This is a genomic window from Delftia sp. WSY_16 (assembly GCF_043104415.1).
GTDB classification, from domain to species: Bacteria; Pseudomonadota; Gammaproteobacteria; order Burkholderiales; family Burkholderiaceae_C; genus Comamonas; species Comamonas tsuruhatensis.
The window spans coordinates 103663-127957 of record NZ_JBICKS010000037.1 but is presented as its reverse complement, the minus strand read 5'-3'; the positions used below and the strand labels follow the sequence as shown (position 1 = coordinate 127957).

Annotated in this window: 22 protein-coding genes; 10 read left to right on the top strand and 12 right to left on the bottom strand. The window is 69.1% G+C overall.

Going from position 1 to position 24295, the window contains the following annotated elements; genetic code table 11:
* The first annotated feature begins 5 nt into the window (after window positions 1-5).
* Together ACF8O7_RS18580 and ACF8O7_RS18575 are read left to right on the top strand one after the other, a co-directional pair.
* Window positions 6-1247: an ABC transporter substrate-binding protein gene (locus ACF8O7_RS18580; RefSeq protein WP_126311591.1), complete on the top strand. Its 1242-nt coding sequence runs from the start codon at window positions 6-8 to the stop codon at window positions 1245-1247.
* Window positions 1244-2374: a zinc-dependent alcohol dehydrogenase family protein gene (locus ACF8O7_RS18575; RefSeq protein WP_126311592.1), complete on the top strand. Its 1131-nt coding sequence runs from the start codon at window positions 1244-1246 to the stop codon at window positions 2372-2374. Before ACF8O7_RS18580 ends, ACF8O7_RS18575 begins: the two co-directional genes overlap by 4 nt.
* Before the next feature lie 68 nt (window positions 2375-2442).
* Here ACF8O7_RS18575 and ACF8O7_RS18570 read toward each other — a convergent pair whose 3' ends face one another.
* The 6 genes from ACF8O7_RS18570 to ACF8O7_RS18545 all read right to left on the bottom strand — a co-directional run bounded on the left by ACF8O7_RS18570 (window position 2443) and on the right by ACF8O7_RS18545 (window position 9084).
* On the bottom strand, window positions 2443-3834 hold the full coding sequence (locus tag ACF8O7_RS18570; RefSeq protein WP_046987214.1) for an amidase: 1392 nt from the start codon (window positions 3832-3834) through the stop codon (window positions 2443-2445).
* Complete coding sequence (locus ACF8O7_RS18565; RefSeq protein WP_016450256.1) at window positions 3818-4078, bottom strand: hypothetical protein; 261 nt, start codon at window positions 4076-4078, stop codon at window positions 3818-3820. The genes ACF8O7_RS18570 and ACF8O7_RS18565 overlap by 17 nt, the downstream gene beginning before the upstream one ends.
* Window positions 4056-5027: a tripartite tricarboxylate transporter substrate binding protein gene (locus tag ACF8O7_RS18560; RefSeq protein ID WP_126311593.1), complete on the bottom strand. Its 972-nt coding sequence runs from the start codon at window positions 5025-5027 to the stop codon at window positions 4056-4058. Before ACF8O7_RS18560 ends, ACF8O7_RS18565 begins: the two co-directional genes overlap by 23 nt.
* A 338-nt stretch (window positions 5028-5365) precedes the next feature.
* Window positions 5366-6874, bottom strand: a complete 1509-nt coding sequence (locus ACF8O7_RS18555) for a class I adenylate-forming enzyme family protein (protein ID WP_392443977.1) — start codon at window positions 6872-6874, stop codon at window positions 5366-5368.
* Between the two features lie 14 nt (window positions 6875-6888).
* Window positions 6889-7896 (bottom strand): tripartite tricarboxylate transporter substrate binding protein, encoded by a 1008-nt coding sequence (locus tag ACF8O7_RS18550; protein WP_070080790.1) that lies wholly within the window; start codon window positions 7894-7896, stop codon window positions 6889-6891.
* 156 nt (window positions 7897-8052) lie between these two features.
* The gene (locus ACF8O7_RS18545; protein ID WP_016450252.1) at window positions 8053-9084 is read right to left on the bottom strand and encodes a LysR family transcriptional regulator; all 1032 of its coding nucleotides are present in this window, start codon (window positions 9082-9084) and stop codon (window positions 8053-8055) included.
* Window positions 9085-9183: 99 nt separating this feature from the next.
* Between ACF8O7_RS18545 and ACF8O7_RS18540 the strand changes: the two genes are divergently transcribed.
* The 3 genes from ACF8O7_RS18540 to ACF8O7_RS18530 are packed head-to-tail and all read left to right on the top strand — an operon-like array spanning window position 9184 to window position 12463.
* On the top strand, window positions 9184-10407 hold the full coding sequence (locus tag ACF8O7_RS18540; protein ID WP_016450251.1) for a CaiB/BaiF CoA-transferase family protein: 1224 nt from the start codon (window positions 9184-9186) through the stop codon (window positions 10405-10407).
* Window positions 10408-10439: 32 nt separating this feature from the next.
* Complete coding sequence (locus ACF8O7_RS18535) at window positions 10440-11459, top strand: NADPH:quinone oxidoreductase family protein (RefSeq protein ID WP_017406637.1); 1020 nt, start codon at window positions 10440-10442, stop codon at window positions 11457-11459.
* A complete protein-coding gene (locus tag ACF8O7_RS18530) occupies window positions 11456-12463 on the top strand; it encodes a tripartite tricarboxylate transporter substrate binding protein (RefSeq protein WP_017406636.1) in 1008 nt (335 codons plus the stop codon). Before ACF8O7_RS18535 ends, ACF8O7_RS18530 begins: the two co-directional genes overlap by 4 nt.
* 11 nt (window positions 12464-12474) lie before the next feature.
* On the opposite strand, the gene ACF8O7_RS18525 is transcribed toward ACF8O7_RS18530, so the two are convergent.
* The 6 genes from ACF8O7_RS18525 to ACF8O7_RS18500 all read right to left on the bottom strand — a co-directional run bounded on the left by ACF8O7_RS18525 (window position 12475) and on the right by ACF8O7_RS18500 (window position 18098).
* Entirely contained in the window at window positions 12475-12690 is a 216-nt protein-coding gene (locus tag ACF8O7_RS18525) for a hypothetical protein (RefSeq protein ID WP_047474923.1), read from the bottom strand.
* Between the two features lie 10 nt (window positions 12691-12700).
* The gene (locus tag ACF8O7_RS18520; protein WP_013800084.1) at window positions 12701-13909 is read right to left on the bottom strand and encodes an acetyl-CoA C-acetyltransferase; all 1209 of its coding nucleotides are present in this window, start codon (window positions 13907-13909) and stop codon (window positions 12701-12703) included.
* A 59-nt stretch (window positions 13910-13968) separates the two neighbouring features.
* Window positions 13969-15270, bottom strand: coding sequence for an acetyl-CoA hydrolase/transferase family protein (locus ACF8O7_RS18515; RefSeq protein ID WP_061287496.1), 1302 nt, complete (start codon window positions 15268-15270; stop codon window positions 13969-13971).
* Complete coding sequence (locus ACF8O7_RS18510; protein WP_012202133.1) at window positions 15267-16064, bottom strand: enoyl-CoA hydratase/isomerase family protein; 798 nt, start codon at window positions 16062-16064, stop codon at window positions 15267-15269. The genes ACF8O7_RS18515 and ACF8O7_RS18510 overlap by 4 nt, the downstream gene beginning before the upstream one ends.
* 51 nt (window positions 16065-16115) lie before the next feature.
* Window positions 16116-17009: a MaoC family dehydratase gene (locus ACF8O7_RS18505; RefSeq protein ID WP_126311596.1), complete on the bottom strand. Its 894-nt coding sequence runs from the start codon at window positions 17007-17009 to the stop codon at window positions 16116-16118.
* 171 nt (window positions 17010-17180) lie between these two features.
* On the bottom strand, window positions 17181-18098 hold the full coding sequence (locus ACF8O7_RS18500; protein WP_016452187.1) for an SDR family NAD(P)-dependent oxidoreductase: 918 nt from the start codon (window positions 18096-18098) through the stop codon (window positions 17181-17183).
* A 207-nt stretch (window positions 18099-18305) separates the two neighbouring features.
* On the opposite strand from ACF8O7_RS18500, the gene ACF8O7_RS18495 reads away from it, so the two are divergent.
* The 5 genes from ACF8O7_RS18495 (at window position 18306) to ACF8O7_RS18475 (ending at window position 24278) form a co-directional block, all read left to right on the top strand.
* Window positions 18306-19211: a MaoC family dehydratase N-terminal domain-containing protein gene (locus tag ACF8O7_RS18495; RefSeq protein WP_126311597.1), complete on the top strand. Its 906-nt coding sequence runs from the start codon at window positions 18306-18308 to the stop codon at window positions 19209-19211.
* Window positions 19212-19242: 31 nt separating this feature from the next.
* Window positions 19243-20409 (top strand): acyl-CoA dehydrogenase family protein, encoded by a 1167-nt coding sequence (locus ACF8O7_RS18490; protein ID WP_126311598.1) that lies wholly within the window; start codon window positions 19243-19245, stop codon window positions 20407-20409.
* Window positions 20410-20559: 150 nt separating this feature from the next.
* On the top strand, window positions 20560-21762 hold the full coding sequence (locus tag ACF8O7_RS18485) for a CaiB/BaiF CoA-transferase family protein (protein ID WP_126311599.1): 1203 nt from the start codon (window positions 20560-20562) through the stop codon (window positions 21760-21762).
* Between the two features lie 40 nt (window positions 21763-21802).
* Window positions 21803-23167: an MmgE/PrpD family protein gene (locus ACF8O7_RS18480; RefSeq protein ID WP_126311600.1), complete on the top strand. Its 1365-nt coding sequence runs from the start codon at window positions 21803-21805 to the stop codon at window positions 23165-23167.
* Window positions 23168-23270: 103 nt separating this feature from the next.
* On the top strand, window positions 23271-24278 hold the full coding sequence (locus ACF8O7_RS18475; protein WP_074921220.1) for a tripartite tricarboxylate transporter substrate binding protein BugD: 1008 nt from the start codon (window positions 23271-23273) through the stop codon (window positions 24276-24278).
* Window positions 24279-24295 lie beyond the last annotated feature (17 nt).

The window sequence follows — 24295 nt, the reverse complement described above, 5'->3', positions numbered from 1 at the left end:
CGGATATGCGGAAAGGCTTGATGCGAGGCGGCTTGACCAAGGCGCGCGCTGCCGGCTGCGCGCTGGGCGCCGGCCTGCTGTGGACGGCGGCGGCGCAGGCGCAGCAGATATCGGACGACGTGGTGCGCATCGGCGTGCTCAGCGACATGTCGGGCCTGTACGCGGACACGGCGGGGCGCGGCTCCGTCGAGGCTGCGAAGATGGCCGTGGCCGACTTCGGCGGCCAGGTGCTGGGCAGGAAGATCGAGGTGGTCTGGGCCGACCACCAGAACAAGGCCGACGTGGGCGCCACCCATGCGCGCACCTGGTTCGACCGCGACGGCGTGGACCTGATCGTGGACATCAACAACACGGCCGTCGCCATCGCCGTCAACAACCTGGCGCGCGAGCGCGGCAAGATGGTGATCAACACCGGCGGCGCCTCGGACATCCTCACCAACGAGCACTGCGCGCCCACGGCCATCCACTACACCTACGACAGCTATGCGCTGGCCAACGGCGCGGTGCGCGGCATCCTGGCCCAGGGCAAGAAGGAATGGTTCATCCTGGGCGTGGACTATGCCTTCGGCAAGGCCATGACGGCCAATGTGACCGACTTCCTGAAAGACGGCGGCGGCAAGCTGGTGGGCACCACCTTCCATCCGCTCAATGCCAGCGATTTCTCGTCCTTCCTGCTGCAGGCCCAGGCCTCCAAGGCCTCGGTGATCAACCTGGCCAATGCCACCAGCGACACGGTCAACGCCATCAAGGCCGCGCACGAGTTCGGCATCGCGCCCAGGCAGACCCTGGTGCCCAGCCTGCTGTTCATCAACGACGTGCATGCGCTGGGCCTGCGCTACGGCCAGGGCATGGTGCTGACCACGGGCTTTTACTGGGACCGCACCGAGGCCACGCGCGCCTGGTCGCGGCGCTTCTTCGAGAAGATGAAGAAGATGCCCTCCATGATCCATGCGGGCGCCTACTCGGCCGTCACCAACTACCTCAAGGCCGTGCAGGCCACCAGGGGCGACGACGGCAACGCGGTGGCGCGCCAGCTCAAGCAGATGCCCATCGAGGACTTCTTCGCCCAGAACGGCAAGGTGCGCGAGGACGGCCGCATGGTGCACGACATGTACCTGGTGCAGATCAAGAAGCCCGAGGAATCCAGATACCCCTGGGACTACTACAAGGTGCTCTCCACCATCCCCGGTGACGAGGCCTTCCGCCCGCTGTCCAGGAGCAGCTGCAAGCTGGTGAAGACATCATGAAGACACGCGCCGCCGTACTCACGAGAACGGGCGCAGCCGCGCCCTATGCCGACAGCCGACCGCTGGAGATCTGGGAGGTGGACCTGGCGCCGCCCGGCCCCGGCGAGGTGCTGGTCAAGGTGGCCGCCGCAGGCGTGTGCCACTCCGACCTGTCCATCATCAACGGCGACCGTCCGCGCGACACGCCCATCGTGCTCGGCCATGAGGCCGCAGGCGTGATCCAGGCCCTCGGCGAGGGCGTGACCGACCTGGAGGTGGGCGACCACGTGGTCATGCTCTTCGTGCCCGGCTGCGGCAACTGCCAGCCCTGCGCCGAGGGCCGGCCCGTGCTGTGCGAGCCCGCAGGCCAGGCCGGCGTGGCGGGCACCCTGCTGTCGGGCGCCAGGCGCCTGTCGCGCAATGGCCAGCCCATCTCGCACTTCGTCGGCGTCTCGGCCTTTGCCGAGCATGCCGTGCTCTCGCGCCGCGGCGTGCACCGCATCGACAAGTCGGTGCCGCTGGAGCTGGCTGCGCTGTTCGGCTGCGCCGTGATGACCGGCGTGGGCGCGGTGGCCAATACCGCCATGGTGAGCCCCGGCCAGAGCGTGGCCGTGGTGGGGCTGGGCGGCGTGGGCCTGTCCTCGGTGATGGGCGCGGCGGCGGCGGGTGCGGCCCGCGTGGTGGCCGTGGACCTCAATGCCGACAAGCTGGCCATGGCGCGCGATTTCGGCGCCACCGACACCGTCAACGCCGGCGACGAGGATGCCGTCAAGCAGGTGCGGGCGCTGACGGGCGGCGGCGTGGACCATGCCTTCGAGATGGTGGGCTCGGCCAAGGCCCTGGAGATGGCCTACCGCATCACGCGGCGCGGCGGCCAGACGGTGACGGCGGGCCTGCCCTCCAGCGCCCAGGCCATCAGCCTGCCGGTCTGGCACCTGGTGGCCGAGGAGCGCACGCTCAAGGGCTGCTACATGGGCAGCTGCGTGCCGCGCCGCGACATCGACCGGTACCTGGCCCTGCATGCGGCCGGCAGGCTGCCGGTGGACCGCCTGGTCACCGGCCACCTGACGCTGGACCAGATCAACGAGGGCTTCGACCGCCTGGCGCGTGGCGAGGCCATACGCCAGATCATCCGCATGGAGGCCTGATAGGAGGTCAGGCTGATCAGCGAGGACCGGGGCTGCTGCTGCGGCTGTGTCCAAGCCAAGCACGGCGGTCAGGTGCCGTCGGGCAGCAGCTGGTTTTCCCAGCCGGTCAGCCGCTCGATGGCCCGGGCCACCTGCAGGATGCGGGCCTCGTCGAAGTAGCGTCCCACCACCTGCACGGCCAGCGGCAGGCCCTGGGGTGACAGGCCCACCGGCACGCTGACGGCCGGGTGCCCGGTCACGTTGAAGGCATGGGTCTGCACCGGCCAGTGGCGGAAATGCGGCATGGGGTCGAAGCGCGGCGCCGTATCCAGGGTGATGGCGGTCAGCAGCACGTCGCAGCGGTCCAGCGCAGCGTCCACGCGCGCCGCCAGCATGCGGCGCACGCGCAGGGCGTTCAGGTAGTCCTCCGAGGACACGGTGGCGCCCAGCAGCAGCCGCGCCGCCGTGAGTTCGCCATAGTCCAGCGGGCGCGAGCGCAGGTCCTGCGCATGGATGGTGAACATCTCGGCACTGAGGATGACGCGGCCGGCGGCCAGGAACTGCTGGCTGTGGGGCAGGCTCACGTGGATGGGACGGGCGCCGGCCTCGGCCAGCAGCGCGGCCGTGCGGTCGAAGGCCGACAGGAACGTGGGCGACGCCTGGGGCGACGACTGGAAGTGGTCCTGCGGCACGCCGATGGTCAGGCCCTTCACGCCCTGCTCCAGCCCCGTGCAGTAGTCGTCCACGGGTTCGGTGGAGCTGGCCGGGTCCAGCGGGTCGTGCCCGGCCAGCACCTGCAGCGCGATGGCCGCATCCTCCACGCTGCGCGACAGGGGGCCGCAGTGGTCCAGCGTCCAGGCCAGGGGGAACACGCCGTGCTTGGAGACGCGGCCGTAGGTGGGTTTCAGCCCCACGGCGCCGCACCAGGCGGCCGGTATGAGGATGGAGCCGCCCGTGCAGGTGCCCAGGGCCAGCCGCGTGAAGCCTGCCGCAATGGCGGCGCCCGAGCCCGACGACGATCCGCCCGGGATATGGGCCAGGTCCCAGGGGTTGCGGGCTGCGGGAAACGGCAGGTCGGGGCTGGGCGCGCCGATGGCGAACTCGTGCGTGGCCAGCTTGCCCAGGATGACGGCGCCCGCATCGCGCAGGCGCCGCACCGGCGTGGAATCGTCTTCGGGCACATAGTCCAGGCTCAGCCAGGACTGGCAGGTGGTCGGCAGGCCGGCCACGTCGTAGACGTCCTTGATGGCCACGGCAATGCCGTGGAGCAACGGCAGATCGGCGCTTTCTCCGCGCGCCATGTCTGCGTTGCGCGCAGCCTCCATGGCACCGCTGGCATCGAGATTGGTGAAGGCATGGATGTCGATGTCCATGGCGCGGATGCGTCCCAGCGCCGCCCGGGTCAGCATCTCCGAAGTGGTCTTGCCGGCGCGCAGCGCGCTGGCCATCTGTCGTATCGAAAGTTCAGGACTGCCGCTCATGCTTGCTCTGACGGGAGATGGTGGTGTGGATCTGCGAGGGTCCCGCCTCATGCGCCAGTTCGTTGACGAGGCCGCGGTGCTCCATCAGCAACTGGTGCTCCGCCAGGATGGGTCCCAGCCGCTCGAAGGGGATGTCGATGCCGTGCTTTTTCAGCGCATTGAGCAATTCGTGCAGCGCATTGACATCGGGCCCTGCCAGTTTCTGCGGCGAAGGGGGTATTTCAGATTTTCGCGATGCCGGCATCACTGACCACCTTTCTCCATTTTCTGGCGTCGTCGGATACGAATGCCTTGGTGTTGTCCACGGATTTCCAAAGGGGAATGCTGCCAAGCTCCATGAATTTCTTCTGCACCTTTTCGTCGGTCAGGATATTTTTCATCTGTGCATTGATGGCGTTCACTATCGCGGCCGGCGTGCCCTTGGGTGCCATGAGCACATTCCATGAGGTCTCGTTGAAATTGCCGAGCCGGGCCGGGCTTTGCTCGCTGAGCGTCTGCCAGTCGGGCATGAGGGGCGAGCGCTCGCGCGTGGCCACGCCCACGCGATTGACCTTGCCCTGGTGCACATACTGCTTGGCCGTGATCAGCAGGTCGAAGGCGATATCGACCTGGCCGCTCACCAGGTCGCTCATCATGGGCGCGGCGCCCTGGTAGGGGATGTGCAGCATGCGTATGTCGGCGGCCAGGCTCAGGGCCTCGGCTGCCATGTGGCCCGCGCTGCCGTAGCCCGGCGTGGCATAGGTCAGCTTGCCGGGGCTGCGCCGCGCCAGCTCGATCAGGTCCTGCACCGACGCCAGCTTCAGGCCCGGGCGTGTGATGAGCACCAGAGGACCGTCGTTGATGGTGGAGATGGCTTCGAGGTCGTTGACCACGTCATAGCCGGCCTGCGTGTACAGCGCGCCCGAGATGGTCTGGGCCGTGGAGCAGATCAGCAGCGTATATCCATCGGGACGGGCCTTGGAGACCTGGCGCGCACCGATGTTGCCCGAGGCGCCAGGGCGGTTTTCCACCACCACGTTGACGCGCAGGCGTTGTGCAAGCTCCTTGGCGATGATGCGCCCCACGATATCGGTGCCACCGCCTGCCGGGAAAGGTACAACCAGCGTGATCTGCCGGTCTGGCCAGGCCGCATGAACCAAGCTGGCAGCGATCAGGAAAATACCTCCGAAAATCAGATTGAGGATTTTTTTCATTCGCTTGATTCAAATGGTTGCGGAAATGGGGCTTGTCTTTTTGCAGACGTGAGCAGGCACATGGGATGTGCACCACTGCGGCTGCCTGCAGCCCGGGCCTGGCAAGCGTTCAGTTAATGAATCTTTTTAAACTATCGAGATATTAAGTTCCATAGTTTTACATCATGAAAGAAGGGGTGCAAGGCCTGCGCCACGCTTGGCGTAGGGGTGTTGCATCGATGCCGCAGATAAGGGTTTCCGACGGCGATGGCCTTGGCGCGCGTCGGGATTCAGGGCAGGGAGGGTGAAAGGTTGCACCGGCAGTGGCACCGGCGCAACGATTCAGCGGGCGTGTTGGCTCAAACGCGCAGCGCCTGTTCCTGCAGCAGGCGCTTGAGCACCTTGCCGTTGGGGCTGGTGGGCAGCTCGGACAGGGGCACGATGCGGGCGGGCAGCTTGTAGGGCGCCAGCCGTTCTCGCAGGTGGGCACGCGCGGCAGCGTTGTCCAGCGTGGCGCCGGGCTGCAGTTCGACGAAGGCGATGACCTCCTCGTTGCCATCGTTTTCGGGGCGGCCGACCACGGCGCTGCGCTGCACGCCGGGCAGCTCGTTGAGCGCCAGTTCCACCTCGGCCGGATACACGTTGAAGCCCGAGCGGATGATCATTTCCTTGAGCCGCCCCACCACGAAGAGCGCGCCGTCGGCATGCAGCTCGCCCAGGTCGCCGCTGGCGTACCAGCCGCCCTCGCGCATCACGGCGGCCGTGGCCTGGTCATCGCGGAAGTAGCCGTGCATCAGGCCGCGCCCGCGTATCCACAGCTCGCCGCGCTCGCCCACCGGCAGGGGCCGGCCCGTGGCCGGGTCCACGGCGCGCACCTCGGCGCCTTCCACCACGTAGCCGGCGCTGGTGTCGGGCCGCTGCTCGCCCTGTCGCGTGAGGTGGACCGACCCTGCGTATTCCGACAGGCCGTAGCCATGGTGCAGCGCCTGGCCGAAGGCGGCCTCCACGCGTTTCTTGAGCGTCAGGTCCAGCGGGCCTGCGCCTGTGTAGACATAGCGCAGCGCCGGCGCCTGAGGGTGTGCAATGCCCTGCTCCTGCAGATGGGCCAGCAAGCGCGCGTACAGCGCAGGCGGCCCCTGCAGTTGCGAGATGCCGTGGCGCGCCAGCGCATCCAGCAGGTCGGCCGGGTCGAACTGCGGGCGCATCACCATCTGCGCGCCCGCATGCAGCGAGGCCAGCAGCACCGTGCCCAGCCCGAAGATATGGGTCATGGGCACGAAGGCGTAGCTGCGGTCCTGCGGACCCAGGCCGCGGGATGTGGCCGAGACGCGCGCGAACAGCGTCAGCGCGTCATGCCCGACCATCACGCCCTTGGGCGTACCCGTGGTGCCCGAGGTGAAGATCAGCGCCGCCACCTCGTCCTGCAGCGCGCCGGATTCGGCCACCGCCTCAGCGCGCACGGGGCTGTGCTGCATGCCGGCCAGGGCCGAGTCGCCTGCGCCAAAGCGCCGCGCGTGGCCGCTGGCGCTGTCCGATGCGGCCGAGGTGAAATACACCACGCGCGCATCGGCCTTGGCCGCAAAGGCATCGATCTCGCCGGGCGCCATGCGTGCGTTCACGCCGCAGGACCAGGCGCCCACGCGGCTGCAGGCCAGGATCAGCGCCGCATGCTCGGGGCAGTTCTCGGCCACGACCAGCACGCGGTCGCCGGGCCGCACCTGCAGCGCGCGCAGCTCGGCCTCGGCCGTGTCCGCCAGCGCGCCCAGGTCGGCAAAGCTCAGGCTGCTGCCGTCGGGCAGGTGGATGAAGGGACGCTGCGGCGCTTCGGCCAGCCAGCGGTCCAGCAGATGGTGTATTCGTTGATTCATGCTCCGCGTATCCCTCAGTCCACCACAATGCCTTGCGTGACGGTGGCCCACATGGCGCGCTCCTTGGCACCGCGCTCGGCCAGTTTCTGGGGTGCGCCGGTCCACTCTTCGTAGCCCAGTTCCTTGAGGCGCTTGCGCAGCTCCGGCTGGGCCAGGGCGGCGTTGATGGACTTGTTCAGGCGGGCCACGAGTTCGGGCGACATGCCCTTGGGCCCATAGACGCCATACCAGCCGCCCACGTCAAAGCCCTTGAGGCCTTCGATGCCGGACTCGGCAAAGGTGGGCACATCGGGCAGGGACGCATTGCGCTGCGGCGAGGTGACGGCGATGGCCCGCACCTTGCCGCCCTGGATGTAGCTGCTGGCGGTGCTGATGATGTCCAGCATCATGCTCAGCTGGCCGCCGATCACGTCGGTCATGGCCGGTGCGTTGCCCTTGTAGGGGATGTGGTTCATCTCGATGCCGCTGCGCCGCGCGAACAGCAGCGCGCCCAGGTGGTTGGAGCCGCCCACGCCGGCCGAGCCGTAGTTGAGCTTTTGCGGATGGGCCTTGGCATAGGCCACGAGCTCGGCCGTGGTCTTGTAGGGCTCGTTGTTGTTGACCACCAGCACGTTGTAGTAGCTGAGCACGGGCGCCACGGGCGTGAGGTCACGGGCCGGGTCGAAGGACATCTTGCTCATCACGTTGGGGCTGATGGTGATGGTGGGGCTGGCCGCGAACCACAGCGTGAGCCCATCGGGCCTGGCGCGCACGACCTCGCTGCCGGCCATGGTGGCGTTGGCGCCGGGCTTGTTCTCCACCACCACCGAGGCACCCAGCTCCTTGGTCAGCGCCACGCTGAGCAGGCGGGCGCCCTGGTCCACGGGGCCTCCGGCCGAGTAGCCCACGATGAGGCGCACGGGCTGCGCGTCCTGCGCGGCGGCGGGGAGGGCGCTCAGGGTGGCCAGGGCGGTCACCAGGGACGCCAGAAGCGGGGCATGGGCCAGGGTGGCCAGGGCCTTGCGGCGGTGTTGGGCGGGCATGTGCATGTCTCCTGCAAAAGATGAATGAAGCGCTGCCGTGGCCTGCACGGCGGCGCGCCCGGTCTGCGCCGGACATGCAGGCAATGGTGCGCAGGCGGGCGCGTCTTGGGAATCTGCTTTTGCCAAAGCCAGGGTTTGCCGGCTGTTAGGGCAATCCTATGAAGAGCGGTGCGTGCAGCCCCCTCCGCCGCCTTCTTCACCGCCTTCTTCACCACCCTCTTCAGCCCCCGCCTGCCAGCTGGGTGCGGCGGTGACGATGGCCTCGCGCAGGAACTGCTGGAAGGCGCGCGCGGCCATGGTGGGCTGGCGGTCGGGCATGCGCACCAGGTACATGGCATTGCCCAGGCCGGAGAACACCACCTGGTCCAGCACGGCCACCAGCGTGCCGCCGGCCAGCGCGGCCGAGGTCACGTAGTCCGGGAGCAGGGCCAGGCCCAGGCCGTCCAGCACGGCGTCGTACAGCAGGCGGTAGTCGCCCGATTGCAGCGAGGGCAGCACATCGAGGGCAGCGGCCACGCCATCGTCGCCGCTGCCGGCCAGCCAGGCCAGCCTGCCGCCCATGGCCAGCGGCAGGATGAGGCGGGCCTGCAGCAGGTCGGCAGGCGCGCGCAGGGGCCGGCCCAGCGACTGCTCCAGCGCCTGCAGGCAGGCGGGCGTGGCCACGAAGTTCCAGCGCACATCGCACAGCCGCGTGGCCACCAGATCGTCCAGCGGCGCGGAGGTGATCTGCACCGCCAGATCGACCTTGGAGGCCACGAGGTCGGCCATCTGGTCGTTGATCAGCAGGCGCAGGCGGATGTCGGGATGCTCGCGGCAAAAGCCCAGGATCAGGGGCTTGAGATAGAAATGCCCGAAGCCGGTGGGCACGCGCACGCCCACCTCGCCGCTCACGGTGGAGCGCAACTGGTGGATGGCATCGCGGGCGCGCTGCAGCTCCTCCATCATGGCCAGGCAGCGCCGGTACAGCAGCTGGCCGGCCTGGGTGAGCTCCACATTGCGCGTGGTGCGGCGCAGCAACTGCGCGCCCATCTCGGTCTCCAGCGCACGCAGCCGGCGCGAGACGTTGGAGCGCGTCATGCCGCCGCGCTCGGCCGCCCGCGTGAGGCTCTTGGCCTCGGCGATGTCGATGAAGACGCGGCACAGGTTCAGGTCCATCTCGGCATTCTTTGCAGGGCCGGGGCCGGCCATTGTTGATCGGGAGTCACCAGGCCTGGCCTGCTGGCGAGGATTGTGGCGCCAGCCCTGCCTCCCTAGCATGGAGGAAACCATGGCGAAAGGCCGCTGACCGTGAACCAAGAAGCTTTGCAAACCGCGCCGCCGGCGCCCCTGGCGCACTACCGTGTGCTCGATCTGAGCCAGGGCGTGGCCGGCCCCTACTGCACCCACCTGCTGTCGCGCCAGGGCGCCGAGGTGATCAAGGTCGATCCGCCCGAAGGCGACTGGGCGCGCCACGTGGGCATCTCGCGCAACGGGCACAGCAGCCTGTCGGCCACCTACAACGCGGGCAAGCGCAGCATTGCCGTCGATGCGCGCCAGGCCCAGGGGCGCGCGCTGCTGCTGCGGCTGGCGCGCGAGGCCGACATCGTGGTGCAGAACTTCCGCCCCCAGGTCGTGCAGCGCATGGGCGTGGACTACGACAGCCTGCGCGCGGCCGGCCTGGACCCGGTGTACGTCTCCATCAGCGGCTACGGACCCACGGGGCCGTATGCCGACCGGCCCGCCACCGACTCCGTCATGCAGGCGGACACGGGGCTGATGACCAGCAACCGCGACGTGCAGGGCCAGCCCCAGCGCGTGGGCCTGCTGCTGGCCGACATCGCGGCCGGTGTCTACGCCGCACAGGCCTGCACGGCGGCCCTGCTGGGCAAGGCGCGCAGCGGGCGCGGGCGCCATGTGGAGCTGAACCTGTTCGAGGTCTGCTGCGCCCTGCAATCCACGGTGCTGGCCGAAGACACGCTGCGCGGCGGCCTGCCCGCCGAAGGCGTGAGCGCCCCCAACGGCGTGTTCGCCACGGCCGATGGCTTCATCACCGTGCTGGCCCTGAACAACGACCAGTTCGAGCGGCTGTGCCGCGCGCTGGACCTGCCGCACTGGCTGCAGGACGCGCGCTTTGCCTCCAATGCGGGCCGCATGGCCCACCGCCATGTCCTGCATGCCGGGCTGCAGGCCTTGCTGGCGCAGCAGCCGCGCGCCCACTGGGAGCAGCGCCTGGCAGCGCAGGGCGCCCTGCATGCGGGCGTGCGCACGCTGGCCGACGTGGTGGCGCATCCCCAGGCCGTGCACCGCGCATCGTTCGCCACGCTGGCGCAGCCCGGGTTCGGGCCGCTGCTGTATGCGGCTTCGCCCTGGTCGGCAGACGCAGCAGCCTGCGGTGCATCCCTTGGCGCCGCGCCGCGCACGGGCGAGCACACGCGCCAGATCCTGGCCGAGGCCGGCTGCACGCCGCAGGAGATCGATCAACTGATAGACAGTGAGGTTGTGCGCCAGTGCGCGGCGGAGGAAATGGCATGAGCGCCCCGGCATCCGCATCCCCGCACTCCCGCATGCAGGCCCTGGTCTGCCATCAATTCGGCGCGCCGCACGAGGTGGTCAGCCTGCAGTCCATGGACCGGCCCGGCCAGCCCCTGGGCGCGCACCAGGCGCGGATTGCCGTGGCCTACGCCAACGTCAGCCACGCCACGGGCCTGCTGATCGAGGGCCGCTACCAGCGGCGCCCGCCGCTGCCCTTCGTGCCCGGCACCGAAGGCGTGGGGCGCGTGCTGGAATGCGGCAGCGCGGTGCAGCACCTGCAGCCCGGCGATGCCGTGGCCTTCATTGCCGACTGGGGTGCCTTTGCGCAGGAAACGGTGGTGCATGCATCCACCGTCTACCGCCTGCCTGCGGGCATGCCCTGGCTGCAGGCCCTGCCCATTGCCCTGTCCTACGGCACAGCCTACACGGCCCTGCACTGGCGCGCGCGCCTGCAGGAAGGCGATGTGGTGCTGGTGCTGGGCGCCGGTTCGGGCGTGGGCGCCGCGGCGGTGGAAGTGGCCCGGCAGACGCCCGGCGTGCAGGTCATCGCCTGCGCCAGCACCGAGGCCAAGCGCGCCGATGCGCTGCGCCGCGGCGCGCACCAGGCAGTCACCCCGCAGGACCTGGCCGCCCAGGTCAAGCAGGCCACGCAGGGCCGGGGCGCCTCCCTGGTCTTCGACCCCGTGGGGGGCGATCTCTTGCTGCAGGCACTGCGCGCGGCCGCGCAGAACGCGCAGCTGCTGAGCGTGGGCTTCGCCAGCGGCGCCATTCCCGCCGTGCCCATGAACCTGGCCCTGGTCAAGAACCTCACGCTGCACGGCTTCTTCTACGGCCGCTACATCGGCTGGACGCCGGCCGATGAACGCCAGGCCTTCGCGGCGCAGCTGCAGCCCGTCATTGCCACGCTGCTCGACTGGGCTGCCCGGGGATGCATCCATCCCCAGGTCAGCCAGGTCTTCGCCATGCATGAACTGCCGGAGGCGCTGCACGCGCTGCACGGCCGCAACGTGACCGGCAAGCTCGCACTCGCCATTCAAGGAGACAAGGTATGACAACGCAACGCACAGGCTCCGCGCTTTCCCGCCGCACCCTGCTGGGCGCCGCTGCGGCGCTGGCCGCATGGAGAACGGCAGGCGCGCAGCCATCCACCGGGGCCCAGGGCTATCCCAAGGCGCCCATCCGCGTCGTCGTGCCCTATCCACCGGGCGGGCCTACCGACGTGGTCGGGCGCGTGGTCACCACGCGGCTGGGCGAGGCGCTGGGCCAGCCGCTGGTCGTGGACAACAAGGCCGGCGCCAGCGGCATGGTCGGCGCGGCCCTGGTGGCCAAGGCGCCGGCCGATGGCTACACGCTGCTGGTCAACGCCTCCATCCACGTCATCAACCCCTACGTCTATGCCAGCGCGCCCTATGACGCCTTCCGCGATTTCGAGCCGGTCACGCAGCTGGTCGATGTCCCGCTGGTGCTGGTCGTGGGCAGCCAGCTTCCGGTGCGCAATGTGCAGGAGCTGATCGCCTGGGCCAAGGCCCATCCGGGACAGGTGAACTTCGGCTCGGCCGGCAATGCGTCGTCACAGCACCTGTCGGGCGAGCTGTTCCGCCTGAAGACCGGCGCGCAGATGCAGCATGTGCCCTACAAGGGCAGCTCGCCGGCCCTGACCGACCTGATGGGCGGGCAGATCCAGCTCATGTTCGACTCCATGCCCTCGGCCATGCCCTTCATCGCCTCGGGCCGGCTGCGTGCGCTGGCCGTCACCTCGGCCAGTCGCTCGCCCTCCCTGCCCGATGTGCCCACCATGGAAGAGGCCGGCATGCCCGGCTTTCGCACCAGCACCTGGTACGGACTGTGGGCGCCGAAGAACACGCCCCAGGACGTGGTGCAGAAACTGTGGACCGAGTCCCGCCGCGTGCTTGCCGAACCCCAGATCGCCGCGCAATACCGCCGCCTGGGCGCCGAGCCCGTGGGCTCCACGCCCGCCGAGTTCGCGCGCTACATCCAGGCCGAGGCCCGCAAGTGGGAAGAGATCGTGAAGGCGTCGGGGGCGCGGGCGGATTGAGGAGGCCGCCGTCAGGCACCAGCCTTGATTCGGCTGGCTGCCTGCCTTCCCAGATCCGCGATAAAGAGGTCAAAGTCTTCATCCGGCACGTCAATGTAGTGACCCGAGGCGACATCCGCCCACCCCCGCATAGCCGCTTGCCGTAGCGTTTCCAGCTTGGTCGCTTGGGTCTGAGCTTCAACGATTCGATGTTGTTGCTGGCTCAGATTCACTGGACGTGTCGACATGACGGGTTCCTCACACCCGCTCGAACACCGCCGCAATCCCCTGGCCGCCGCCTATGCACATGGTCTCCAGCCCATAGCGGCCCTTGCGGCGCTCCAGCTCGTGCAGCAGGGTGGCCAGGATGCGCACGCCGGTGGCGCCTATGGGGTGGCCCAGGGAGATGCCGGAGCCGTTGACGTTGAGCTTGTGGTCTATGGCGCCCTGGTCGTTCCACTCCCAGCCCTTGAGTACGGACAGCACCTGGCAGGCAAAGGCTTCGTTGAGTTCCACCAGGTCCATCTGGTCCAGCGTGAGGTTCAGGCGCGCCAGCAGCTTCTTGACGGCGGGCACGGGGCCTATGCCCATGTGCGAGGGCTCGCAGCCTGCGGCGGCCCAGCCCACCAGGGTGGCCATGGGGGTGAGACCCAGTTCGGCCAGCCGGTCCTCGGCCACGATCAGGCAGGCGGCGCTGGCGTCGTTTTGCTGGCTGGCGTTGCCGGCCGTGACCGTTCCATTGGGCATGAGCACGCGCAGCTTGCCCATGCTGTCGGTGGTGGCGTCGGCGCGAAAGCCTTCGTCGCGCGTGAACAGCACGGGGTCGCCCTTGCGCTGGGGCACCTTGACGGGGACGATCTCGTCGGCGAAGCGGCCCGCCTCCCAGGCGGCGGCGGCGCGCTGGTGGCTGCGCACGGCATAGGCGTCGGCTGCCTCGCGGCTGATGCCGTAGTCGCGCGCCAGGTTCTCGGCGGTCTCGATCATTCCCGAGATCTTGCCGAAGCGCTCCACGGGCTGGGAGCGCTCGCGGCCGCGGTCCAGCCGGTCGTAGAAGCGCACATTGCCCGAGCGCGCGCCCCAGCGCATGTCGGTGCTGTAGTACTCGATGTTGCTCATGCTCTCCACGCCGCCTGCGATCACCACGTCGGCGGCGCCGCTTTGCACCATCATGGCCGCCGTGGCCACGGCCTGCAGGCCGCCGCCGCAGCGCCGGTCCAGCTGCATGCCCGGCACCGTCACCGGCAGGCCGGCCTGCAGAGCGGCCCAGCGGCCCACGCAGGGCGTCTCGCTGCTGGCGTAGGACTGGGCGAAGACCACGTCGTCGATGCGTGCGGGGTCGATGCCGCTTTTCTCGACCACGGCGCGCACCGTGGTGGCGGCCAGTTCCTCGACCGATACCGGCCGCAGGCTGCCCCCGAAGGTGCCCACGGGCGTGCGAAGGGGGGTGACGATGGCGGCTCTGCGCATGGTGTTGTCTCCTTGGGAATCAGTGGATCAGTGGATCAGTGGATCAGTGGATCAGTGGATCAGGAAAAGGCTGCGCCGCATTGGCGCAGCAGGGTATGTGCCTGTTGTTCCAGGTCGGCGCGGTGCTCCGGCGCCGCGATGTCGATCAGCCGTTTCACGCGGCGTGACAGCGTCTGGCCGCGCAGGTCGGCCACGCCGTGTTCGGTGACGATGAGGCCGGCGTCGCTGCGCGGCGTGCTGACGGGGCCGGACAGCCGCGCAACGATGCGCGTGGCCCCCCTGGCCGTGGCGGGCAGGGCGATGATGGGCAGGCCGCCGCGGCTGCGTGCCGCGCCGCGCAGAAAGTCCACGGCGCCGCCCACGGCGCCCACGTAGACGCCGCCTGCCACTTCGGAATTGATCTGGCCCGTGAGGTCCACTTCCACCGCCGAATTGATGGCGGCCAGCCTGTGGCTGGCGGCCAGCACCTCGGGGTCGTGCGTGTAGCGCGTCTCGCGCAGCTGCAGGGCGGGGTTGCGGTGGGCCCAGCGCCTGAGCGATTCGCCGCCCATGAGGATGCCGCCGATGCCCACGCCGCAGTCCTGGCTCTTGCGCGCGTGGGTCAGCACGCCGGCTTCGGCCAGGGCTGCAATGCCGTCGCCCACGGCGCCGCTGTGCAGGCCCAGGTCGCGGTGGCCGTGCAGGGCGGCGAGCACGGCCTCGGGCAGGTTGCCCACGCCCACCTGCAGCGTGGCACCGTCTTCGATGAGGGCGGCCACATGGCCGGCAATGGCCTGCTCGGCAGGGCCGGGCGCGCTGCGCGCCTGGTCCAGCGGAGGGTGTTCGGCATCGACCAGCAGGGCGAAGTCGCCGGCCTGCAGGTGCAGGCTGCCGTGCGTCCACGGAATGGCGGGGTTGACTTCGCCGATCAGCACGCGCGCCTTGCGTATAGCGGCCGGCAGGTATTCATGGACCAGGCCCAGGCTGTAGCGGCCTTGTGCATCGGGTGGCGAGACCTGGAGCAGCACCACGTCGGCAGGCAGCAGGCCCTCGTCGATCAGGCCGGGCAGGTGGGAGTAGTGGCTGGGCAGGATGTCCAGCACTCCGGCCTGCGCCAGCGCGCGGTGGGGGCCGCCGGCCGCGTAGCCGAAGAAGTCGATGGCGTCGGCATGCGCCGGCTGCAGCGTGTCTGATGCGCCCATGCCCACGAAGACGCGCAGCCGGCCCTGGCCACCGTGCCGGGCCAGTGCATGGCGCTGCGCGACCACGGCACGCGTGAGCGTCAGCGGCTCGGCCGTGGCCTGGCCCCACCACAGGGTGTCGCCGGGGTGGATCAGGGCCTGCAGCCTTTCTTGCAGGGCGTCCGGCGACAGCACGCTCATGGCGCGCGGTCCCAGTCGAAGCGCGTGGGCTGCTTGTCCTTGAAGCGCTGCACCGCCTCCTGGTGGTAGTCCGAGCCACGGCACATCGTCTGGGCATAGGCTTCCAGCTCGGCCATGGCGCGTGCGTCCAGCTCGAAGGCCTGGTTCATGGCCGTCTTGGCCATGCCGATGGCGGCCGTGGATGCCTCGCCGAAGCGCCGCGCCAGTGCCACGGCGGCGGCCTGCAGGGCCTCGCCGTCTTCCACGATCTCGTAGACCATGCCCAGCGACCTGGCTTCCTCGGCCTGCACGGTGCGCGCGGTGAAGACCAGCTCCTTGGCCTTTTGCAGGCCCACGATGCGCGGCAGCATGTGCATGGCGCCCAGGTCGGGCACCAGGCCGATGCGGCCGAACACGGCGCAGAACTTCGCGCGCCGCGTGCACAGCACGAAGTCGGCGGCCAGCGCCAGGCTCAGGCCCGCGCCGAAGGCCGGGCCGTCCACGGCGGCGATCACGGGTTTTTCGAGGTTGACCAGCTCGGGAAACCACTGGTGCAGGCTGCGCATGCGCTGGCGCCAGGGCAGGCCGGCCTGGCTGGCATCCATCATCTGGCTGATGTCGCCGCCCGAGCAGAATGCGCCGCCCGCGCCCGTGAGGATGACGGTGTGCACCTGCGCGTCATCGCGCATCTGCGCCACGGCGGCGGCCAGGGCCGGGCGCATGGCCTGGTTGAGCGCGTTGCGGGCCTCGGGCCGGTTCAGCGTGATCGTGCCTATGCCGTCCTGGACGGAGGTCAATACGGGGGAGGTGTTCATGGGAACTCCAGGGCAGGGGGAAGGAGCGGCCTCTTGCGAGGCCGCCGTGCATCAGGCGAGTTCGGCGTAGCCGTGGCTGAGCACGATCTTGTCGCGTTCCAGCACGCGGGCGCGCAGTTGCAGCTGGCAGGGCTGGTCGGGCGTGCGCCAGATCTCGGTGACCAGGGTTTCGCCGGGATAGACGGGCGAGGTGAAGCGCACATCCAGCGCCTTCAGGCGCGCGGGATTGCGGTCGCCGCATTGGCGCAGCACGGCATGGGCCACCAGGCCGTAGCTGGCCAGGCCATGCAGGATGGGCCGCTCGAAGCCGGCCTTGCGCGCCACGGCCGGGTCGGCATGCAGCGGGTTGTAGTCGCCCATCAGGCGGTACAGCAGCGCGGCCTCGGGGCGTATGGCCTGGGTGTCGGTGAAGTCGGGCGCGCGGTCCTCCGGCGTGGGGCGCAGCGGCGCCAGGGGCGCGTCGCTGGGCTGGCCGCCGTCCAGCAGGCTGTAGCCGCCATCGCCGCGCAGAAAGCTGACCTGCTGCACGGTGGCCAGCAGCTCGCCCCCGGCGGTCTCCAGGCGCCGCTCGGTGACCATGATGGCGCCCTTGCCCTCACCCTTGTCCGTCAGGTGCGTGATGCGGTTGTGGCCCACCACGTCGGCGCTGGCCGGCAGCGGGCGGTGCAGCCGCATGCGCTGCTCGCCATGCAGCAGCTTCACCCAGTCGATGCCCGTATCGGCCTCGCGCGCCCAGAAGCCCGGGTAGCCCAGCACCACGGCCTGCGAGGGCAGGGCGCGCAGCCCGCCCGGCGCCCCTTCGTAGAAAAAGGGCAGGGCGTCGGCGCACAGCGGATCGCTGCCCAGGCCCAGGCTCAATGCATAGAGCATGGTGTCGCGTTCGCCATAGTGCTGGCGCACGGGCTCGAAGGGGCGCTGTTTCAGGTGGTCGTAGCGAATGGTCATGGAACGGGTCATCTCGGTAATTGATTGCGCTGGCGCAATACCAACAGCCTTCAAAACCGGCGCACCCCAACCCAGGGGCGCCGAGCAAGAGCCGCCTCGCGGCGAGGGCGCCGTCCCCCTCCCGCGAAGCGAGAGAGGGGGAAGCGGCGCAGCCGCTCAGGGGGTGCTTTTCTAGACAGGATCCCAGCTGAACACGTCGGCGGACCGGTCCAGCGGCACGAACGATGCCTTGAGCGCCGGCATGCCGTGCTCGGCAATGAACTGGGGCGACCAGCCTTCGCTGCGGTGCACCGAGCGCAGCGGGCGCGGCTGGCTCATGACGAAGATCTCGTTGTTGCGCACGGCGAAGACCTGGGCGTTCACGTCGCGGGCCGCGTCGGACAGCAGGTAGACGGCCAGCGGGGCGATCTTGTTGGGCGTCATCTGCTGGATCTTGGCCACGCGCGCCTGCTGCTCGGGCGTGTCGGTGGGGATGGAGCCGATCATGCGGCTCCAGGCGAACGGCGCGATGCAGTTGGAGCGCACGTTGAACTTCTGCATGTCCAGCGCAATGGACTTGGACAGGGCCGTCAGCCCCAGCTTGGCCGCGCTGTAGTTGGCCTGGCCCAGGTTGCCGATCAGGCCCGAGGTCGAGGTCATGTGCACGAAGGCGCCGCTTTCCTGCTCCTTGAAATGGTTGGCGGCCGCGCGGCTCATGTAGTAGCTGCCGTACAGGTGGACCTTGATGACGGCGTCCCACTCGTCCAGGCTCATCTTGTGGAAGAACCGGTCGCGCAGGATGCCGGCGTTGTTGACCACGCCGTCGATGCGGCCGAAGCTGTCCACGGCGCACTGCACGATGCGGCCCGCGCTGGCGGCCTCGGCCACGCTGTCGGTGTTGGCCACGGCCTGGCCGCCTGCGGCCTTGATCTCATCGACCACCTTTTGCGCCGGGCCGGCGTCCGTGCCCTCGCCCGTGGTGGAGGTGCCTATGTCGTTGACCACCACCTTGGCGCCCTCGGCCGCCATGGCCAGCGCCATGTCGCGCCCGATGCCGCCGCCGGCACCCGTCACCACCACTACCTTGTCCTGCATCATTTTCTGCGCCATGGCCTGTCGTCCCCGTTCAGTGTTCGTTGGAAAGAAGTCGGGACCAAGGATGCCGGCAAACGCCGCACCGCGCCATTCGCCAATCACAAGGGCGGACTTCGCGGGAATGAAAGCAGCGGCGGGCAGGCCGCGCCGGCCCAGCCTTCAGCGCGGCCAAAGGCTTGCTTAAGAAAACGCGGATTGCGGGCCGCCGCGCTTGCACCGACCATGGCGGCCATGACAGACAAGCAAGCTACCGACACCCTCGACGCCGCCGCGCTGGCGCACCTTCAGTCCTGGCAGGGCCGCAGCGAAACCCTGGCAGACAGCATCACGGCCGCGCCCGTGGCCGCGCTGTCGGCCACGCTGGACCGGGAAGACCCTGAGCCCGCCGACGGCACGGCGCTGCCGCCGCTGTGGCACTGGATGTACTTCCTGCCCCATGCACGCCAAAGCGAGATCGGCCCCGACGGCCACCCGCGCCGTGGCGGCTTTCTGCCGCCCGTGCCGCTGCCGCGCCGCATGTGGGCCGGCGGGCGACTGCGCTGGGAGGCAGGCAACGCGCTGCAGGTGGGCCAGAAGGTGCAGCGCCGCTCCACCATCGGCTCGGTCAGCCACAAGAGCGGCCGCTCGGGCGAGCTGCTGTTCGTGCTGGTCGAGCATGCCTACAGCAACGACCATGGCCTGGCGCTGACCGAGGAGCACGACATCGTCTACCGCGCCGCTGCCCAGCCCGGCGATCCCGCGCCCACGCCGCAGAAGCCGCCGCTGGACGGCCAGCAAGCCTGGTCGCGCACCATCGTTCCCGACGACGTGCTGCTGTTCCGCTACTCGGCCCTGACCTTCAACGGCCACCGCATCCACTACGACCGCCGCTACGTCACGGGCGTGGAGGGCTATCCGGGCCTGATCGTGCACGGCCCGCTGATCGCCACGCTGCTGCTGGACCTGCTGCGCCGCGAGCTGCCCCAGGCGCGCGTGCTGTCCTTCGAGTTCAAGGCCGTGCGCCCCACCTTCGACCTGCATGCCTTCAGCGTGTACGGCAAGCCTTCTGCAGACGGCAAGACCGTCGAACTCTGGGCCCAGGACCACGAAGGCTGGCTGACCATGACCGGAAAAGCCACCCTGGCCTGAGACCCCCTGAACACCGAGCCTTGAGACCACCATGATCGAACAAACGCTTTCCAACAATTTCCCCGAGATCCGCGACGCCATCCGTGCGCTGTGCGCCGAGTTCCCCGACGAGTATTTCCGCAAGATCGACGAGCAGCGCGCCTATCCCGAGACCTTCGTGGACGCGCTGACCAAGGCCGGCTGGCTGGCCGCGCTGATCCCGCAGGAGTACGGCGGCTCGGGCCTGGGCCTGACCGAGGCCAGCGTGATCATGGAAGAGATCAACCGCTGCGGCGGCAACTCCGGCGCCTGCCATGGCCAGATGTACAACATGGGCACGCTGCTGCGCCACGGCTCGCAGGCGCAAAAGGAGAAGTACCTGCCGCGCATCGCCTCGGGCGAATGGCGCCTGCAGTCCATGGGCGTGACCGAGCCCACCACGGGCACGGACACCACCAAGATCAAGACCAGCGCCATCAAGAAGGATGGCCGCTACGTGGTCAACGGCCAGAAGGTCTGGATCAGCCGCGTGCAGCACAGCGACTGGATGATCCTGCTGGCGCGCACCACGCCGCTGGCCGAGGTGAAGAAAAAGAGCGAGGGCATGTCCATCTTCATGGTGGACCTGGCCGAGGCGCAAAAGAGCGGCCTGACCGTGCGCCCCATCCCCAACATGGTCAACCACGAGACCAACGAGCTGTTCTTCGAGAACCTGGAAATCCCCGAGGAGAACCTGATCGGCGAGGAAGGCAAGGGCTTCAAGTACATCCTGGACGGCCTCAACGCCGAGCGCACGCTGATTGCAGCCGAATGCATTGGCGACGGCTACTGGTTCCTGGACCGCGTGACCAACTATGTGCGCGACCGCAACGTGTTCGGCCGCCCCATCGGGCAGAACCAGGGCGTGCAGTTCCCCATTGCCGATGCCTTCATCGAGGTCGAGGCCGCCAACCTCATGCGCTGGAAGGCCTGCGAGATGTTCGACGCCAACCAGGCCATGGGCGCCCAGGCCAACATGGCCAAGTACCTGGCGGCCAAGGCCAGCTGGGAGGCGGCCAATGCCTGCATCCAGTTCCACGGCGGCTTCGGCTTTGCCTGCGAATACGACGTGGAGCGCAAGTTCCGCGAGACGCGCCTGTACCAGGTGGCGCCGATCTCCACGAACCTGATCTATTCCTACGTGGCCGAGCACATCCTCGGTCTGCCGCGTTCGTTCTGAAATGGAAAACCCCCTGAGTCGCTTCGCGCCTTCCCCCTGGAAGGGGGACGACAGCCTCGCTGCGGGGGCGGCCCTTGCTTGCTGTCCCTGGCTTGGAGCGCGCCAGTTGGTCGGGTCGTGGGTTTCGCCAAAGTGCAATGGATTTCCAAGATGAAAAAGCAAAGTCTTCGGCCGCTTGACGGCACCACCGTCGTCTCGCTGGAACATGCGGTGGCCGCACCGTTTTGCACGCGCCAGCTGGCCGACCTGGGCGCGCGCGTGATCAAGGTCGAGCGGCCCGGCAGCGGCGACTTTGCGCGCGGCTATGACCAGCGCGTGCAGGGCCAGTCCTCGCACTTCACCTGGATCAACCGCAGCAAGCAGAGCCTGGCGCTGGACCTCAAGCAGGACGAGGCCATGCAGGCGCTGCTGCAGCTGCTGGAGGGTGCCGACGTGCTGGTGCAGAACCTGGCGCCCGGCGCGGCCGCGCGCATGGGCCTGTCCTATGCGGCGCTGCGCGAGCGCTTTCCGCGCCTCATCGTCTGCGACATCAGCGGCTACGGCGCTGACGGCCCCTACCGCGACAAGAAGGCCTACGACCTGCTGATCCAGAGCGAGGCGGGCTTTCTCTCGGTCACGGGCACGCCCGAGGTGCCGTCCAAGGCCGGCATCTCGGTGGCCGACATCGCGGCCGGCATGTATGCGTACACCAACATCCTGTCGGCCCTGCTGCTGCGCGGGCGCACGGGCGAGGGCAGCCACATCGACGTGTCCATGCTGGAGGCGCTGGGCGAGTGGATGGGTTATCCCATGTACTACGCCTTCGACGGCGCGCCGCCGCCGCCGCGCACCGGCGCCTCGCACGCCAGCATCTATCCCTACGGGCCGTTCGAGGCCGGTGACGGCGGGACGGTGATGCTGGGCCTGCAAAACGAACGCGAGTGGAAGCTCTTTTGCGAACAGGTGCTGCTGCAGCCAGCGCTGGCCACGGATGCGCGCTTTGACAGCAATGCGCGCCGCAACGCCAACCGCGAGGAGCTGCGCGCGCTGATCCTGGGCGTGTTCAACGCGCTCGATGCTGCCCAGGTCGTGCAGCGTCTGGATGCGGCCGGCATTGCCAATGCGCGCGTCAACGACATGGCCGGCCTGTGGGCCCATCCGCAGCTGGCCGCACGCCAGCGCTGGTGCAGCGTGGACACGCCGGCCGGTCCGGTGCAGGCGCTGCTGCCGCCCGGCGCCAACAGCGCCTTCGACTACCGCATGGAGGCCGTGCCCGGCGTGGGCGAGCACAGCGCCGCCATCCTGGCCGAGCTGGGCTGGAGCGCCGAGCGCATCCAGGCTTTGTGTACGCAGTCTGGAAAACCCACTCCCTGAAACCTGGGCGCATGCGCAGAATGCGCCGGAGACCCCCCTCATGAAACATGATCCGCAAGTGAGCATCCATCCGCTGGCCCAGTTCGCCGCCACGCTGCGCTGGGACGACGTTCCCGCCGCCGTGCAGCAGCGCGCCGAAGACCTCTGGGTGGACTGGTTCGGCTCCGTGCTCGCAGGCCAGGGCGCGCGCCCCGTGCAGAGCATCACGCGCTTTGCGCTGTCCCAGGGGCTGGCCGGCGGCCCCAGCGAGGTGCTGGGCCAGGACGCCGCCACTTCGCCCATGATGGCTGCCCTGGCCAATGCCGCCGCCTCGCATGTGGCCGAGCAGGACGATGTGCACAACGGCTCGGTCTTCCACCCCGCGGCCGTGGTCTTCCCGCCCGCGCTGGCCGTGGCGCAGAGCATCGGCGCCAGCGGCGCCGAACTCATGGCCGCATGCGTGGCCGGCTACGAGGTCGGCATCCGCGTGGGCGAGTTCCTGGGCCGCAGCCACTACCGCATCTTCCACACCACGGCCACGGCCGGCACCCTGGCTGCAGCCGCTGCCGTGGGCCGGCTGCTGGGCCTCACGCCCGCGCAGATGCAGCATGCCTTCGGCTCGGCCGGCACGCAGTCGGCGGGGCTGTGGGAATTCCTGCGCACCGCGGCCGACAGCAAGCAGCTGCACACGGCCCATGCGGCCGCGGCGGGCCTGATGTCGGCCTACCTGGCCAAGGACGGATTCACGGGCGCGCAGGACATCTTCACGGGACCGCAGGGCCTGGCGGCAGGCATGTCCACGGATGCAGATCCCACGCGCCTCACGGACGGCCTGGGCACGCGCTGGGCCACGGCCGAGACCTCGTTCAAATGGCATGCCTCCTGCCGCCACACGCACCCGGCCGCCGACGCGCTGCTGCAGGTCATGCAGGACCACGGCCTGGCCCCCGCCGACCTGGCGCAGGTCACCTGCCACGTGCACCAGGGCGCCATCGACGTGCTGGGCCCCGTGGTCGATCCGGCCAGCGTGCACCAGAGCAAGTTCTCCATGGGCACGGTGCTGGCGCTGGCCGCACGCCACGGCCATGCGGGCCTGGACGAGTTCGACAACGACTACCTGGCAGCCACCACGGTGGCCCTGCGCGAGAAGGTGGGCATGGTGCTGGACCCCGAGGTCGATGCCGCCTACCCGCAGCGCTGGATCGGCAAGGTCACCGTGCTCACCACCGATGGCCGCACGCTGCATGGCCGTGTCGAGGAGCCCAAGGGCGATCCGGGCAACACGCTGTCGCGCGAGGAGATCACGGCCAAGGCGCTGCGACTGATCGCCTATGGCGGTGCCCTGCAGGACGACCCCGCCCAGGCCGCCGTAGCGCGGCTGTGGCAGATCGCGCACTGGCCGCGCGTGCAGCGCCTGCTTGACTGAGTTCTTGACTGAGTTTTCGCGCCGGCCCCGGCCGGCGAATCCATGGGAAAGGCGCCACCACAGAGCGCCTCCCGCTTCCACCAAAGTGCACAGGAGACAAACCATGCAACGCACCACTTCTTTCCGCCGCCGCCTCGTTTACGCAGCGGCCGCCGCCTGCGCCCTTGCCGCCGGCGGGACGACCACCGGCGCCCTGGCAGCGGCCTGGCCCGAGAAGCCCGTCGTCCTCGTCGTGCCCTACAGCGCTGGCGGCCCCACCGACGTGGTGGCGCGCCTGCTGGCCGTGCCCATGGGCCAGGTGCTGGGCCAGAGCGTGCTGGTCGAGAACACCGTGGGAGCGGGCGGCACCATTGCGCCCAACCGCGTGGCCAAGGCCAAGGCCGACGGCTACACCATCCTCATCCACCACATGGGCATGGCCACGGCGCCTGCGCTGTACAAGAAGCTGCCCTATGACCCGCTCAAGGACTTCGAGTACATCGGCCAGGTGCTGGACGTGCCCATGACCCTGCTGTCGCGCAAGGACTTCCCGGCCAACAACTTCGCCGAGCTGCTGGACTACGTGAAGAAGAACCAGGACAAGGTCTCGCTGGCCAATGCCGGCATCGGCGCCGTCTCCCAGCTGTGCGGCATGCTGTTCATGCACCAGGCGGGCGTCAAGCTCACCACCGTGCCCTACAAGGGCGCAGGCCCGGCCATGAACGACCTCATGGGCGGCCAGGTGGACCTGCTGTGCGACCAGACCACGCAGACCGTGCCCGTGATCAAGGACGGCCAGCGCGCCAAGGTCTTCGGTGTGACCACGCCCAAGCGCCTGTCCTCGCTGCCCGACATCCCCACGCTGGACGAGCAGGGCCTCAAGGGCTTCGACGTCAAGGTCTGGCACGGCATGTACGCGCCCAAGGGCACGCCCAAGGAGGTGGTCATGGCCATCAACAAGGCGCTGAACGTGGCCATCAAGGACGAGAACGTCAAAAAGCGCATCGCCGAACTCAGCTCCGACCTGGTCACGCCCGACAAGGCCACGCCGGAAGGCCTGCGCACCCACCTGCAGGCCGAGGTGGCGCGCTGGGACAAGGTCATCAAGGCCGCAGGCGTCTCGGCCGAATAAACCGCTCTCCCAAGGAC